Below are 13439 nucleotides of genomic sequence, written 5' to 3'. Positions count from 1 at the left end.
GGGACCGGATTGTTCAGCCGGGGTTACGAGCGGCGACGTCGACGCGGCTTCGGCAGGGCGGCCGGCTCGCTGAACGGCAGGGCTGCACGGCGTGGGTGAGGAAAGGCCGACGGTCGGCGTAGCGCCGGTCACATTCGCGGGGGATTGGATCCAGGGGCTCGGTGACATGCCGCACAGGGGAAATGTCCGTTACTAGCCCACTTAGTGAGAGTTCGCGTCGTGACAAATCGGGACATTCGCTCCAGGCGCCTGGGGTCGATTCGCCGCTGCTGGGAGGCTTGTCCGATTGGTGGGGTTCTTGTCAAGAAAGGAGGTGAATTTCCTATCGCATACTAGATCGCCTCGTAGATGGGGGTTTTGGAGGCGGGACAGGTCCGGGGTTACCAAGGGACGGCCCGACCGGGAGCCGTCCGTGCACCGACCGGGTTTCCCGTCCCCGAGCACACGAGGTTTCGATGTCCCAGCGCGTCACGTCCCGCCTGTCCCGTACGTCCCTGCTTCGCAACCGCACCGCAGTCCTTGCCGCCGGTCTCGGCGTCTCGGCCGTACTGGGGGGCGGGGTCGCGGACGCCGCCACCGTGCAGACCCCCGCCACCGCCGTGACGGCCAGGACCGTCGCCGCCCAGGCTCCCGCCGGCGCGGCCGCGTGGGTCGACCCGGTGAAGAAGTACGCGCTGACCGCGAGCTTCAACCAGGCCGGCGGCATGTGGAAGGCCAAGCACAGCGGCCAGGACTTCGCCGTGCCGATCGGCACCGAGGTCGTCGCCGCGCACGGCGGCACCGTCGTGAAGGCCGGTGGCAACGGCGCCGGTGACGGTCCCGCGTACGGCAATGCCATCGTCATCAAGCACGGCAACGGGACGTACTCCCAGTACGCCCACCTGTCGAGGGTCGATGTGAGGGCCGGCCAGGTCGTCGCCACCGGCCAGCCCATCGCGCGGTCCGGCAACACCGGCAACACCACCGGTCCGCACCTGCACTTCGAGATCCGTACGACCCCGAACTACGGCTCCGCGATAAACCCGGTCGCCTTCCTGCGCGCCAAGGGCGTGAGGGTCTAAGTCCCGGTGTCCCGGGCGCCCTTGTGCGCCTGTGTCACCAGGTCGACGGCGACCTCGAGAACGGCCGCGCGCTTCTTCTCGGGGTCGCCTTCCAGGTCCTGGAGGACGAACATCCCGGCGTGCAGCGTGAAGATGGCGCTCACGCATCGGACCTGGTCGACCAGGTCCGCGTCCGGGTCGATGATGATGTCCCGCAGGCCGCGCATGCGGTCCTTGAACGCGTCGCCGATGCGCAGTTCCCGCACGGTCGCCTGGTTCTCCTGCATGAAGCGGAACAGGGGCGCCGCGTCCATGAGTGACTGGCTGTAGCGACGGACGAGTTCCTGCTTGGTCGCCAGGGTGTGCGGCTGCTGCTCGCCCCAGGCGATCAGGTCCTCCATCGGCTTCGTCAGATCCTCGAAGAGGCTGACGATGATCTCTTCCTTCGTCTTGAAGTGGTAGTAGAGCGCCGCCTTGGTGACGTCGAGCCGTTCGGCGATCTCGCGCAGGGAGGTCTTCTCGTATCCCTGCTCGGCGAAGAGTTCGAGCGCCACGTCCTGGATGCGCTGGCGGGTGTTCCCGCGGCGCTGCTGCTTGGTCCCGTCCATGGTGACGCCCATTTTCGTACTCCTCGCGCTGCTGGGGAAACTTACTTGACGACCGGCTAGTGACGGGTCTACCTTCCCCAGTGTAGTCAACTAGCCGGGCGGCAAGTAAGTGGCCGCCGCAGGGAGAGTACCGGACGATGGCGGACACGCAGCAGGCCCCGGCGGGCCAGGAGATATCCGAAGAGCAGGGCAAACAGCCGAAGAGCGTGCGCGTGGTCCTGCTCGCGCTGATGATCGCGATGATGCTCGCGATGCTCGACAACATGATCGTGGGCACGGCGATGCCGACGATCGTCGGCGAACTGGGCGGCCTGGAGCACCTGTCCTGGGTGGTCACCGGGTACACGCTCGCCACCGCGGCGGCCACCCCGATCTGGGGCAAGCTCGGTGACATGCACGGGCGCAAGGGCGCCTTCATGGCCTCGATCGTAATCTTCCTGATCGGGTCCGCGCTGAGCGGCATGGCCCAGAACATGGGCGAGCTGATCGGTTTCCGGGCCGTGCAGGGCCTGGGCGCCGGCGGTCTGATGGTCGGCGTCATGGCGATCATCGGCGACCTCGTTCCGCCGCGCGAGCGCGGCAAGTACCAGGGCATGATGGCCGGCGTCATGGCGCTCGCGATGATCGGCGGTCCGCTGGTCGGCGGCACCATCACCGACAACTGGGGCTGGCGCTGGGCCTTCTACATCAACCTGCCGCTCGGCGTGATCGCGCTGGCCGCGATCAGCGCGGTGCTGCATCTGCCGAAGAAGCGGACCAAGGCGCGCATCGACTACCTGGGTGCCGCGCTGCTCACCGTCGGCATCACCTCGATCGTGCTGGTGACGACCTGGGGTGGCACCGAGTACGCCTGGACCTCCGCGCGGATCATGGAGCTGTGCGCCATCGGCGTCGTCTCGCTGATCGCCTTCGTGATCTGGCAGACCAAGGCCGCCGAGCCGGTGCTGCCGCTGCACATCTTCCGCAGCCGCAACTTCACTCTGATGTCGGTCATCGGCTTCGTCACCGGCTTCGTGATGTTCGGCGCCACGCTGTTCCTGCCGCTGTACCAGCAGTCGGTGCAGGGCGCGTCCGCGACCAACTCCGGACTGCTGCTCCTGCCGATGCTCGGCGCGATGCTGGTCACCTCGATGGTCGCGGGGCGGGTCACCACCAACACCGGCCGCTACAAGATCTTCCCGATCGCCGGCGGTGTGCTGATGGTCGCCGGTCTGTATCTGCTGTCACTGATGGACTCGGGCACCTCCCGGTTCACCTCCGGCGTGTACATGGCCGTCCTGGGCCTGGGCATGGGCTGCCTGATGCAGATCACCATGCTGGTCGCGCAGAACAGCGTGCAGATGAAGGACATGGGCGTCGCGTCCTCGTCGACCACCCTGTTCCGTACGCTCGGCTCCTCCTTCGGTGTCGCCATCATGGGCGCGCTGTTCAACCACCGGGTCCAGGACGTCATGGCGGAGCGGGCCGGCTCGGCGGGCCGGCAGATGACCGAGCAGTCCGCCCAACTGGACGCGGCGAGCCTGGCCAAGCTGCCGGCGGTGGCGCGCGAGGCGTACCAGCACGCGGTGTCCGCGGGCACCCACAGCGCCTTCCTGCTGGGTACGGCGGTCGCGGTGACCGTGCTGGTCGCGGCGCTGTTCGTGAAGGAGGTTCCGCTCAAGGGCGGACCGCAGAAGGCCCCGGCGGACGCCGCCGAGGCGCAGCCGCAGACGCCGGTGGCCGAGGCCGTCTGAGCCGGTCCCGAACCGAAGGCCCCGCCCGGCGGCAGGTGGCGGATTCCGGGGATCGTCGCAACACATGATCGGTTGTGTCGGACGGCGAGCAGTTTGTGCAGACGCTCGGCTGGGGTTTCCCAGCCGAGCGTTTTGCGTGGGCGGCTGTTGAGCTGGGCGGCGACGGCGTCCAGGCGCTCGCGGCTGGGGACGAGCGCGGACATGACCGCAGCTGAAGCCACCGATGCGCCGCAGGATCTCCGTGCGCGACCGCCCGCCCGTGCGCGGCCGGGTCGGGTGCGCCGCGCCGTGCGCGCCAGGCCGTGCGGGTCCGCCCTTGTGCACCGGGCCGGGCGCGGATGCGGTCGCTGCGCGGCAGCCGCACACCGGTCTCCCCGCCCCGCTTGCGTGCGCGCGGAGCGCTACGTCGGCATCGGGTAGCTGCCCGTGTTCGTCGGGGCGTGTTCCGGGAGCCACAGGACGGCCACCGCGCCCTCCGCGGGGATGTCCTCCGGCGCCCCCGCGGGCCGTACGTTGCGGAAGGTCAGCCGGGCGCCCAGCACCCGGGCCTGCCCGGCGGCGATGGTCAGGCCCAGGCCGTGGCCCTGGCCCGCGCGGTCCTCGCTGCCGGTGCGGAAGCGGCTCGGGCCATGGGCGAGCAGCTCCTCCGGGAAGCCGGGCCCGTGGTCGCGGACGCGGATGACCCGGCCCTCGACGGTGACCTCGATGGGCGGCTTGCCATGCCGCGCGGCGTTGGCGAGCAGGTTGAACAGCACCCGCTCCAGGCGGCGTGGGTCGGTGGTGACCTCCGACTCGTGCACCACGCGCACCGTGATCTGCGGGTCCTTGGCGGCCACCCGCCGGGCGACGAACTCGCCCAGCACGATGTCCTGCAGCTCGGCCCGCTCGGAGGCGCTGTCGAGCCGGGCCACCTCCAGCACGTCCTCGACGAGCGTGCGCATCGCCTTGGCCCGGTCCAGGACCAGCTCGGTGGGCCGGCCCGGCGGCAGCAGCTCGGCGGCGGTCAGCAGCCCGGTCACCGGGGTGCGCAGCTCGTGCGCGATATCGGCGGTGACCCGGCGCTCGGCCTCCAGTCGCTGCTGGAGCGCGTCCGCCATGGCGTCCACGGCACGCGCGAGATCGTCGGTCTCGTCCCGTACGACACCACCGATGGCGTCCCGCACCCGGACGTCCGGCTCGCCCTTGGCGACCTGGTTCGCGGCCGTCGCCGCCTTGCGCAGCCGCCGCGACAGCTGCCCGCCGATGAGCACGCCGAGCGCGCTGCCGCCGAGGACGACCGCGATCGAGCCGATGACCAGGGCCTGGTCGAGGTCCTTCATCACGTCCGTGCTGCGATCGGTGAAGCGGGTGTGCAGCGACAGCACATGCCCGTCCTTGACCGGGACCGCCGCCCAGATGTCCGGCATCCGGCCGCCGTGGTCGGTGACGAACGTCGCTCGGCGCCCCTGCCCGACCTTCTCCCGCAGCTCGGGCGGCAGCTCCCGGTCGTCGATCTTGATGCTGGGGAAGTTCGGCCGCCCGGACAGGTCGTAGTTGCGCTGGGCGATCTGCACCCGCTCGTCGGCCAGGTCGCGCGCGTTGTCCAGCATCGAGACCCGGGCCGCGTTGTGTACAACCAGGCTGAGCGCGATCGCCACCAGCGCGCCGACCAGCGCGATCGCCGCGCTCAGCTTCCAGCGCAGTCCCGTACGGATGCCGACGGGCAGCGCCCTTCCACGGACCGGACGCCGAATGAACCGTCTCATGCCGCCGCCCCGCTCAGGACTTCAGTTTGTAGCCGAAGCCACGGACCGTCTCGATCCGGTCCTGGCCGATCTTCGTCCGCAGCCGCTGCACATGGACGTCGACGACCCGGGTGTCCCCGCCCCAGCCGTAGTCCCACACGCGCTCCAGCAGCTTGTCGCGGGAGAGCACCGTGCCCGGCGCGGAGGAGAACTCCAGGAGCAGCCGCATCTCGGTCGGGGTGAGCGCCACCGGCCGACCGCCCCGGCGCACCTCCATGCCCTCGGTGTCGATCTCCAGTTCGCCGAAGGTCAGCACGCCGCCGGACAACTCCGCACCGGGGTCTTCGGCCCGCGCGGCGTTGCCCGCGTGCCCGAAGCGGCGCAGCACCGCGCGGATGCGGGCGACCAGCACGGCACCGTCGAAGGGCTTGGTCACATAGTCGTCGGCGCCCGCTTCCAGGCCCAGTACGACATCGATGGAGTCGGCGCGCGCCGACAGCATGATCACCGGCACGGTCGACTCGTCGCGGATACGTCGGCACAGACTCACCCCGTCCAGTTCCGGGACCATGACGTCCAGGAGCGCGATGTCGGGACGCCTGGCCCTGAACGCGGCCAGACCCGACAGCCCGTCGGGCATCGCGGTGACCGCGAAACCGTCCCGCTCCAGGGCGAGTTGGGTGGCCTCACGGATGACGTCGTCGTCCTCGACGAACAGGACGTGGGTCTGGTCTGCCATCCCGGTGCTCTCAGTCCTCGTGGGGTTTTCGTGCCGTCACCGTTGTGACGTCGGTGTCGTGTGCTGGGTTGTCCGTTGTGACGTCGGTGTCGTGTGCTGGGTTGTCCGCGCTCGCCGTCAGCTTTCCGGTGCGCGTGTCGGTTCCGGCACCGGTGACGCCCCGCCGCCGGCCGCGTTGCCGTAGTCGGTGTGGTGGGCGGACTCCTCGGTGAAGCGGCCCGCGGTCCAGGTGTAGGTGATCACGTTCTCGCCGGACGGACTGGAGACCGGGTCGCCCTTCTCGTACACCTGCTTGGTCACCATCAGATCGCCGCGGTCTATTTCCGCGTAGACGGGGGACTCCTCCGCCCTGAAGACGTTCCGGTATCGGCCGCCGCCCTCGTCCCGGTACACATACGAGCCGACCCCCACCGCGTCGCCGCAGGTCAGCACGTTGACCACGACGTCGTCGCCGGCCGATCCGGTCAGGTTGCCGTAGGACACGTCGACCGGATACTCATCGGCGGCGCACGGCTTGAGGGCCCGTTTGACCGCGGCCGAGACCTTCGGGTCGTCCTGGACGAGGGTGACCGCGTTCACCCGCTGGTAGCTCTCGGAGGGGCTGGGCGCGGGGGAGGCCGCCGCGCCCGCGACCGAGTCGGCGTGCGCCGGCCCCTCGTCGCGGGCGCCGGTGCCGCCGGTGGCGCAGGCGGCGACGAAAAGGGCGAGGGCGGCGAGCACGGCCACCGCCGTGATCACCGCCTGCACACCCCCCCGGGCACTGGGCCCGGCGTCCGTCAGGCCGCGCAACGCTCCTGCTCCTCACGCTCCAGCGCGCGTGCGTCCAGATCGCGGGACTCCAGCTCCTCGCGGAGCCGGGCGAGCGCCCGGTGCAGCGTGCTCTTGACCGTTCCGGCCGACATGCCGAGGGCGGCGGCCGTCTCCTCCGTGGACATCTGCTCCCAGTGTCGCAGCACCACGACACTGCGCTGCTTCGGAGCGAGCACCTTCATGATGTCCATGAGGAGCGCGCGGTCGGCGTGCTGCTCGGTGGCGTCGTCCACGCACGCGTCCGGCAGCTGCTCGGTGGGGACCTCGTCCAGTTTCCGCGCCCGCCACCACTCGGTCCGCGTGTTGATCATCACCCGGCGCAGATAGGCGTCGGCGAGGCGCTTGTCCGTGATGTCGTGCCAGCGGCCGTACGTCCGCACGAGCGCCGTCTGGAGCAGGTCCTGGGCGTCGACCGGGTCCGGAACCAGTCGGCGGGCGCTGCGCAGCAACGCGTCCTGCCGGGTGCGGACGTACTCCTCGAATTCGAGCACCTCGCCCTGCGCCATTCCAACCGCCTCCGTTCCCCGTACTGCTTCCGGCTCCGCGCCTGTCCTTGCCGTGGTCCCGGTTGGTCGTGCCGGGCACAGAAATGAAGGTACGGAGCGGTTGTCACGGGGCTGTGCGGAGCAGCCTGCGGATGGCACTCGGCTGTCCGTCGGTTGTGTAACGGAAGTAGGGAGGGGGTAAAGAGGGCAATCCTTCTATCCCGTTTTGATGCTTTTTGTCCGTGGTGATGATGCGGAACTGGGCCGTTCGGTGCTGTGACTTGTCTGTACGTCAGCTCAGCGGAAGCCGGTAACGGCCACCCGCCAGCGGCTCCACCAGACCGTCTGCGACGAGCCCGTCCAGCGCCCGGGCGCGCTGCACCGGCTCGTGCCACACTCGGTCGAGGGCGGCCTGCGGCACGGGGGCGTGCGCGTCGCGCAGCACGGCGAGGAGCTTGCCGCGCACCTGGCGGTCGGTCCCGGCGTATGTCTGGCCGCGGCGCGGCGGACCCTCGTGCTCCGGCTTGCCCGCCAGCCGCCAGGCGCACTGGTCGGCGATGGGGCAGCGCTGGCACGTCTCGTTCTTCGCCGTGCACACCAGCGCGCCCAGCTCCATGGAGGCGGCGGCCCAGCGGGCGGCGGTGCGCTCCTCCTCGGGCAGCAGCTCGCGGGCCAGTCTGCGCTCGGCGGCCGTGGTGGCGTTCGGCGGGTACTGCGTGCCCGTGACCGCCCGCGCGAAGACCCGGCGCACATTGGTGTCGAGCACGGCGTGCCGCTGCCCGTACGCGAACGAGGCCACCGCCGCCGCCGTGTACTCGCCGATGCCGGGCAGCGCGAGCAGCTGCGCGTGGTCCGTCGGTACGTCGCCGTCGTGCCGTTCCGCTATGGCGACCGCGGCGCCGTGCAGCCGCAGGGCGCGGCGCGGGTAGCCGAGTCGGCCCCAGGCGCGGACGGCCTCGCCGGGGGCCTCCTCGGCCAGGTCGGCGGGGCGCGGCCAGCGGGCCAGCCACTGCTCGTAGACCGGCAGTACGCGGTTGACCGGCGTCTGCTGGAGCATGAACTCGCTGACCATCACGCCCCACGGGCCCGCCTGTGGGCGGCGCCAGGGGAGGTCGCGGGCATGGGCGTCGAACCAGGCGATCACGGGGGCGTGGAGCTTCTCAGTCATGGCCCTTCCGATCCTGCCACGGGTGGGGCTGACATGATCCGCTGCACCCGCCGGGCCGGGGCGCGTGGCGGTTGAAGGGCGCTCCTCCCGACGGCAGTTACCGGGATGATGATCCGGAAAAGTTGGACTCCTGGCGGCGGGTGGCGCAAGCAAGCGCGCCGATCTCTCGTACAGTTTGCGCCGTGGGATCTCTGCGCAATCCGATCGGTCCGCTTCCCTCCTCCATCTACTGGCGCCGGAGGGTCTTTCTGCTGTCGGCGGTCGCCGTGCTGGCGTTGCTGATCACCTGGATCGTGACCTCGGGCGGCGGGGGCGAGAAGAAGAGCGCCGACGGGTCCAACGGCAAGAACCCCGCGTCCACGATCACGCCGGGACCGACGCCCTCCGGGTCCGCGATCAGCCAGCACCCCGGCGGGCGCGAGGAGTCGAGCGGCGGGGGATCGGGCGGCGACGACACGGGGGCGGGCGACGGCGGCGCCTCCGAGGGCTCCGGCGGCTCCCCCGGGGCGGCCGGCGGCGACTCGGCGGGGTCCGGTACGGGAGCGGGCGCCGGGTCCGGCAGCGGCGGTACCGGTACGGGACCCACCCTCCCCGCGTCCTCCGGGCTGCCCAACTGCACGCCCGGAGCGGTGACGTTGAGCCTGCGCAGCCGGCACAACTCGTACGCGCCCGGTCAGACGCCCACCTTCGAACTCACGGCGAAGAATGCGTCGTCCGGCGACTGCAAGGCCGATCTCGGCCCGAGGAAGGCCGTGTTGACCATCACGTCCGCGGACGGCAGCGACGCCTACTGGTCGTCCGCCGACTGCCCGAAGGGCGCGGGGAGCCTGGTGTACCGGGTGCCGGCGGGCAGCAGCATCACCTCCACCGTGAAGTGGGACCGCAAGCCGAGCGCTCCCGAGTGCGCCACGCCCCCGGCCGGCTCGGCCGCCCCCGGCACCTACCTGGTGGAAGCCGAAACCCCCGGCTTCGACAAGACCCAGACGTCCTTCGTCCTGACGGCGGACTGACGGCGGACTGACGGCGGACTGAGGACGGACTGACGGGGGCTGAGGGGGACCCCGGGGTGGACTGGGACTGAGGTGGGCTGAGGCGGACCGAGGGGGAGCTGACGGCCGACGGGGGCGAACCCCGGGGGATCTGACGGCTGGCTGGGGCGACCCCGCGGCCTGACGGTCGGCTGGAGCGAACCCCGGGGGTGGCGCGAGTGCCGCCGGTGGACCGCTTCAGCCGCCTGGCCGCACCCGGTCGACGCGCCACGGGCCATGGTCCGTCCGCGGCCGACGCGTTGCCGACACTTCCCTGCCCGAGGGCGACACGTCGTCGACGGGCCCGCCGGGTCGGGGGTCAGACGCCGGGTCGGGGGTCAGACGTAGCGTTCGAGGATCGAGGATTCCGCCAGGCGGGACAGGCCCTCGCGGACGCTGCGGGCTCGGGCCTCGCCGACGCCGTCCACCGTCTGGAGGTCGTCGACGCTCGCGGCGAGGAGCTTCTGCAGGCCGCCGAAATGCTCCACCAGGCGGTCGATGATCGCGCCCGGGAGCCGCGGCACCTTGGCCAGGAGGCGGAAGCCGCGCGGCGACACCGCGGAGTCGAGCGCCTCGGGCGAGCCGGTGTACCCCAGGGCCCGGGCCACCGTGAGGAGTTCGAGCAGCTCGGCGTGGCTGAGCGCGTCCAGTTCCGACAGCGCCTCGTCCACCGTGCGGGAACGCTTCGCCGTCGGCTCCGGCACATAGTCCCGGACCACCAGCTCGCGCTCGGGCTCCACGCCCGCGATCAACTCGTCCAGCTGGAGGGCGATCAGACGCCCATCGGTGCCCAGTTCGACCACGTATTCGGCGATCTCGGTGGCGATACGGCGCACCATCTCCAGGCGCTGCGCGACGGCCGACACATCGCGGACGGTCACCAGGTCCTCGATCTCCAGCGCCGACAGCGTGCCCGCGACCTCGTCCAGGCGCAGCTTGTAGCGCTCCAGGGTGGCGAGCGCCTGGTTGGCGCGGGAGAGGATCGCCGCCGAGTCCTCCAGGACCCGGCGCTGCCCGTCGACGTACAGGGCGATCAGACGCATCGACTGGGACACCGAGACCACCGGGAAGCCCACCTGCTTCGAGACCCGGTCCGCCGTGCGGTGCCGGGTGCCGGTCTCCTCGGTCGGGATCGTCGGGTCCGGGACCAGTTGGACGCCCGCCCGCAGGATCTTCGACAGATCGGAGGAGAGCACGATGCCGCCGTCGAGCTTGCACAGCTCACGCAGCCGGGTCGCGGTGAACTCCACATCCAGCACGAAACCGCCCGTGCACATGGCCTCGACGGTCCTGTCGCAGCCCAGCACGATCAGTCCGCCGGTGTTGCCGCGCAGAACCCGCTCCAAGCCGTCGCGCAGGCCCGTACCGGGCGCCACGGCGCTCAGCGAGGCGCGCATCCGGCCATCGGAACCGGCACTCCCACCGGACTTCCCGGGAGCTGCTGCCCGGTCGTTGGCTGCCACTGCACTCCTCCGGTCGCAGGTTCTGGGGCGCCCCCGTTTCCCGCACGATGTTCGTACGGACGGGCGAGACCAGGGCAAAGTCTACCGGCGGTCCTCCGCGTCCCGCGGGGCCTCTCGGCGACGGGAACGCGGCAGCACTCTCAGCGCGTCCCCTATGTCGGCCACTTCCAGGACCTTCATGCCGGGAGGGATCTTGCCCGGGTCGCCCGGCACGAGCGCGTGCGTGAAGCCCAGGCGGTGCGCCTCCGAGAGTCTGCGCTGCACGCCCGTCACCCGTCTGACCTCGCCCGCCAGCCCCACCTCGCCGATCGCGACGAGGTTCTTCGGCAGCGGGGTGTCGCTCGCGGCCGAGGCCAGGGCCAGGGCGACGGCGAGGTCGGCGGCGGGCTCGGAGAGCTTCACCCCGCCGACCGTCGCGGAGTAGATGTCCCGCTTGCCGAGCGCGCTGATCCGGCCGCGCTGCTCCAGCACCGCCAGCATCATCGACACCCGGGAGGTCTCCAGCCCGGACGTCGTACGGCGCGGGGAGGGGATCTGCGAGTCGACCGTCAGCGCCTGCACCTCGGCGACCAGCGGCCTGCGGCCCTCCAGGGTCACGGTCAGGCAGGTGCCGGGGACCGGTTCGGCGCGCCGGGTCAGGAACAGCCCGCTCGGGTCGGCGAGGCCCGTGATGCCCTCGTCGTGCAGCTCGAAGCAGCCCACCTCGTCCGTCGCGCCGTACCGGTTCTTGACCCCGCGTACCAGGCGCAGGCGCGCGTGCCGGTCGCCCTCGAAGTGGAGGACCACGTCCACCAGGTGCTCCAGCAGCCGTGGACCCGCGATCGTGCCGTCCTTGGTGACATGGCCCACCAGCAGCGTGGACATCCCGCGCTCCTTGGAGGCGCGGATCAGGGCCCCGGCGACCTCCCGCACCTGGGCCATGCCGCCGGGCGCACCGTCGATCTCGGGGGAGGCGACCGTCTGTACGGAGTCGAGGATCAGCAGGGACGGCTTGACCGCGTCCAAGTGGCCGAGGACGGCGGCCAGATCGGTCTCGGCGGCGAGGTACAGATGGTCGTCGATGGCCTTGATGCGGTCCGCGCGCAGCCGCACCTGGCTCGCCGACTCCTCACCCGTGACATAGAGGGTGCGGTGCTCCTCGCTCGCCGACTTGGCCGCCACGTCGAGCAGGAGCGTGGACTTGCCGACACCGGGCTCGCCCGCGAGCAGCACCACCGCGCCGGGCACCAGGCCGCCCCCGAGCACCCGGTCCAGCTCGGGCACGCCGGTCGAGCGGGCGGTGGCCTGCCGGCCGTCGACCTGGCCGATGGGCAGCGCGGAGGTGGTGACGCGCCCCGGCGCCGTCGTCCGCACCGCGGGCGCGCCGTACTCCTCGATCGTCCCCCACGCCTGGCACTCGGGGCAGCGGCCGAGCCACTTGGCCGTCTGCCAGCCGCACTCCGTGCAGCGGTAGGACGGGCGATCCTTGGTGGTCTTGGTACGGGCAGCCATGGACGAAACCGTAACGGCCGGCACTGACAACGCGGGTACGGGGCCGCCGCCGGGACCGCCGCGGTCGGCCGTGCGCCGTCAGCGACAGTCCGCGGAATGAGACGTTCCTGTCCCCTTATGAGGGATCGTTTCACCCGTACGAATTAAAACTGCTCAAGGTGCAGGAAGGGCCCATCCACGGCCGCCTACGGTCGCACAGGTGATGAGCAGCAGCCCGGAGACCCCCACCCGCACCACCGGCGCACATCGAGCACACCGGGAGGTGCGCGACCGAGCGGCGGCGCGCACGCTGGCGGAGCGCATGCCACCGCGCTACGAGCCTTACCTGGACGGCCTGTTCACCTACTGCCTCGCGGTGCTGTGCGACCACGACACGGCGACCGCGGCGCTCGGCGATGTGCTCGCGCTGGCCGAGCGCCGCGGCCACCGTGAGCCGGAGTCGGCCGATGACCGCAGGGCCTGGCTGTACGCGCTGGCCCGCTGGGCATGCCTGCGCAAGCTGGCCGAGGCCAAGCAGAAACGTCAGGCCACCCATGCGGCGGGCCGGTCCGCCACCGAGCGGCGGCCGGATACCGAGCGGCGGGCTGGCAGCGAGGAGCGGCCCGGCACCGCGGGAGGCTCCGACAGTGCGGGAGGGTCCGACGGCCGGGGAGGGTCCGACGGCGGGCGGCAGCCCGACGCGCAGGCCGGTGAACCGGCGCTCACCGATGAGGTCCGGGAGCGGCGGCGCCGCGAACTCGCCCTGCTCGCCTGGCCGGAGGCCGCCGGGACCACCCCGGAGCAGCGCGAGGCGCTCGAACTCGCCGTCCGCCACCACCTCGCCGTCCACGAGGTCGCCGCCGTCCTCGGCATGGACCAGGCCGCCGCCCGCGAACTGCTCGCCTCCGCCGCCTGCGAGGTCGAGCGCACGCGCGCCGCGCTCGCCGTCGTGGAGACCGGCGGCTGCCCCGGGGTGGCCCGCCTCGCCGGCGACCACCAGCTCGTCCTCAGCAGCACCGTGCGGCGCGAACTGGTCCGGCACGTCGACGACTGCCCGCGCTGCCGCCGCACCGCCGAGCGCGCGGTGCCCGGCCGCTGGCCCGGCGTCGCCGTCACCCCCGCCCAACTGCCCGTCCTGGAGGCCCCGCGCGCGGCCCTGCGCCACGCGCTG

At 71.6% G+C, this 13439-nt stretch carries 11 protein-coding genes and 1 pseudogene; 4 read left to right on the top strand and 8 right to left on the bottom strand.

Annotated features, from left to right (window positions below; genetic code table 11):
* Positions 1-455 precede the first annotated feature (455 nt).
* Complete coding sequence (locus ACWEKM_RS35715) at positions 456-1061, top strand: M23 family metallopeptidase (protein WP_451625430.1); 606 nt, start codon at positions 456-458, stop codon at positions 1059-1061.
* On the opposite strand, the gene ACWEKM_RS35710 is transcribed toward ACWEKM_RS35715, so the two are convergent.
* On the bottom strand, positions 1058-1660 hold the full coding sequence (locus ACWEKM_RS35710) for a TetR/AcrR family transcriptional regulator (RefSeq protein WP_451625429.1): 603 nt from the start codon (positions 1658-1660) through the stop codon (positions 1058-1060). The two genes, ACWEKM_RS35715 and ACWEKM_RS35710, sit on opposite strands and share 4 nt — an antisense overlap.
* 125 nt (positions 1661-1785) lie before the next feature.
* Here ACWEKM_RS35710 and ACWEKM_RS35705 point away from each other — a divergent pair, with 125 nt between their 5' ends.
* On the top strand, positions 1786-3381 hold the full coding sequence (locus ACWEKM_RS35705; protein WP_451625428.1) for an MDR family MFS transporter: 1596 nt from the start codon (positions 1786-1788) through the stop codon (positions 3379-3381).
* Positions 3382-3782: 401 nt separating this feature from the next.
* On the opposite strand, the gene cseC is transcribed toward ACWEKM_RS35705, so the two are convergent.
* The 5 genes from cseC to ACWEKM_RS35680 form a co-directional block, all read right to left on the bottom strand.
* Positions 3783-5126: a two-component system sensor histidine kinase CseC gene (cseC, locus tag ACWEKM_RS35700; RefSeq protein ID WP_451625427.1), complete on the bottom strand. Its 1344-nt coding sequence runs from the start codon at positions 5124-5126 to the stop codon at positions 3783-3785.
* A 13-nt stretch (positions 5127-5139) separates the two neighbouring features.
* Positions 5140-5844 (bottom strand): two-component system response regulator CseB, encoded by a 705-nt coding sequence (gene cseB / locus ACWEKM_RS35695; protein ID WP_451625426.1) that lies wholly within the window; start codon positions 5842-5844, stop codon positions 5140-5142.
* Between the two features lie 117 nt (positions 5845-5961).
* A complete protein-coding gene (locus ACWEKM_RS35690; RefSeq protein WP_451625425.1) occupies positions 5962-6633 on the bottom strand; it encodes a hypothetical protein in 672 nt (223 codons plus the stop codon).
* Positions 6621-7160, bottom strand: a complete 540-nt coding sequence (locus ACWEKM_RS35685; RefSeq protein ID WP_451625424.1) for a SigE family RNA polymerase sigma factor — start codon at positions 7158-7160, stop codon at positions 6621-6623. Before ACWEKM_RS35685 ends, ACWEKM_RS35690 begins: the two co-directional genes overlap by 13 nt.
* 271 nt (positions 7161-7431) lie before the next feature.
* Positions 7432-8307 (bottom strand): A/G-specific adenine glycosylase, encoded by an 876-nt coding sequence (locus ACWEKM_RS35680; protein WP_451625423.1) that lies wholly within the window; start codon positions 8305-8307, stop codon positions 7432-7434.
* A gap of 182 nt (positions 8308-8489) precedes the next feature.
* Between ACWEKM_RS35680 and ACWEKM_RS35675 the strand changes: the two genes are divergently transcribed.
* Positions 8490-9317 carry a hypothetical protein gene (locus ACWEKM_RS35675; RefSeq protein WP_451625422.1) on the top strand — a complete coding sequence of 276 codons (828 nt, stop codon included), beginning with the start codon at positions 8490-8492 and terminating at the stop codon, positions 9315-9317.
* A 356-nt stretch (positions 9318-9673) separates the two neighbouring features.
* Here ACWEKM_RS35675 and disA read toward each other — a convergent pair whose 3' ends face one another.
* Together disA and radA are read right to left on the bottom strand one after the other, a co-directional pair.
* Positions 9674-10798 carry a DNA integrity scanning diadenylate cyclase DisA gene (gene disA / locus ACWEKM_RS35670; protein ID WP_451625421.1) on the bottom strand — a complete coding sequence of 375 codons (1125 nt, stop codon included), beginning with the start codon at positions 10796-10798 and terminating at the stop codon, positions 9674-9676.
* Between the two features lie 81 nt (positions 10799-10879).
* On the bottom strand, positions 10880-12289 hold the full coding sequence (radA, locus tag ACWEKM_RS35665) for a DNA repair protein RadA (protein WP_451625420.1): 1410 nt from the start codon (positions 12287-12289) through the stop codon (positions 10880-10882).
* 199 nt (positions 12290-12488) lie between these two features.
* On the opposite strand from radA, the pseudogene ACWEKM_RS35660 reads away from it, so the two are divergent.
* Positions 12489-13439 (top strand): annotated as a pseudogene (locus tag ACWEKM_RS35660) (hypothetical protein); the annotation flags it as partial.

It is taken from the genome of Streptomyces sp. NPDC004752, assembly GCF_053601275.1.
This window is presented reverse-complemented; position numbering and strand designations above follow the sequence as displayed.

What these genes read in the sequence shown, in the direction of transcription:
- ACWEKM_RS35715 (WP_451625430.1), top strand. Translation starts at nt 456, where the DNA reads ATGTCCCAGCGCGTCACGTCCCGCCTGTCCCGTACGTCCCTGCTTCGC.
- ACWEKM_RS35710 (WP_451625429.1), bottom strand. Translation starts at nt 1,660, where the DNA reads ATGGGCGTCACCATGGACGGGACCAAGCAGCAGCGCCGCGGGAACACC.
- ACWEKM_RS35705 (WP_451625428.1), top strand. Translation starts at nt 1,786, where the DNA reads ATGGCGGACACGCAGCAGGCCCCGGCGGGCCAGGAGATATCCGAAGAG.
- cseC (WP_451625427.1), bottom strand. Translation starts at nt 5,126, where the DNA reads ATGAGACGGTTCATTCGGCGTCCGGTCCGTGGAAGGGCGCTGCCCGTC.
- cseB (WP_451625426.1), bottom strand. Translation starts at nt 5,844, where the DNA reads ATGGCAGACCAGACCCACGTCCTGTTCGTCGAGGACGACGACGTCATC.
- ACWEKM_RS35685 (WP_451625424.1), bottom strand. Translation starts at nt 7,160, where the DNA reads ATGGCGCAGGGCGAGGTGCTCGAATTCGAGGAGTACGTCCGCACCCGG.
- ACWEKM_RS35680 (WP_451625423.1), bottom strand. Translation starts at nt 8,307, where the DNA reads ATGACTGAGAAGCTCCACGCCCCCGTGATCGCCTGGTTCGACGCCCAT.
- radA (WP_451625420.1), bottom strand. Translation starts at nt 12,289, where the DNA reads ATGGCTGCCCGTACCAAGACCACCAAGGATCGCCCGTCCTACCGCTGC.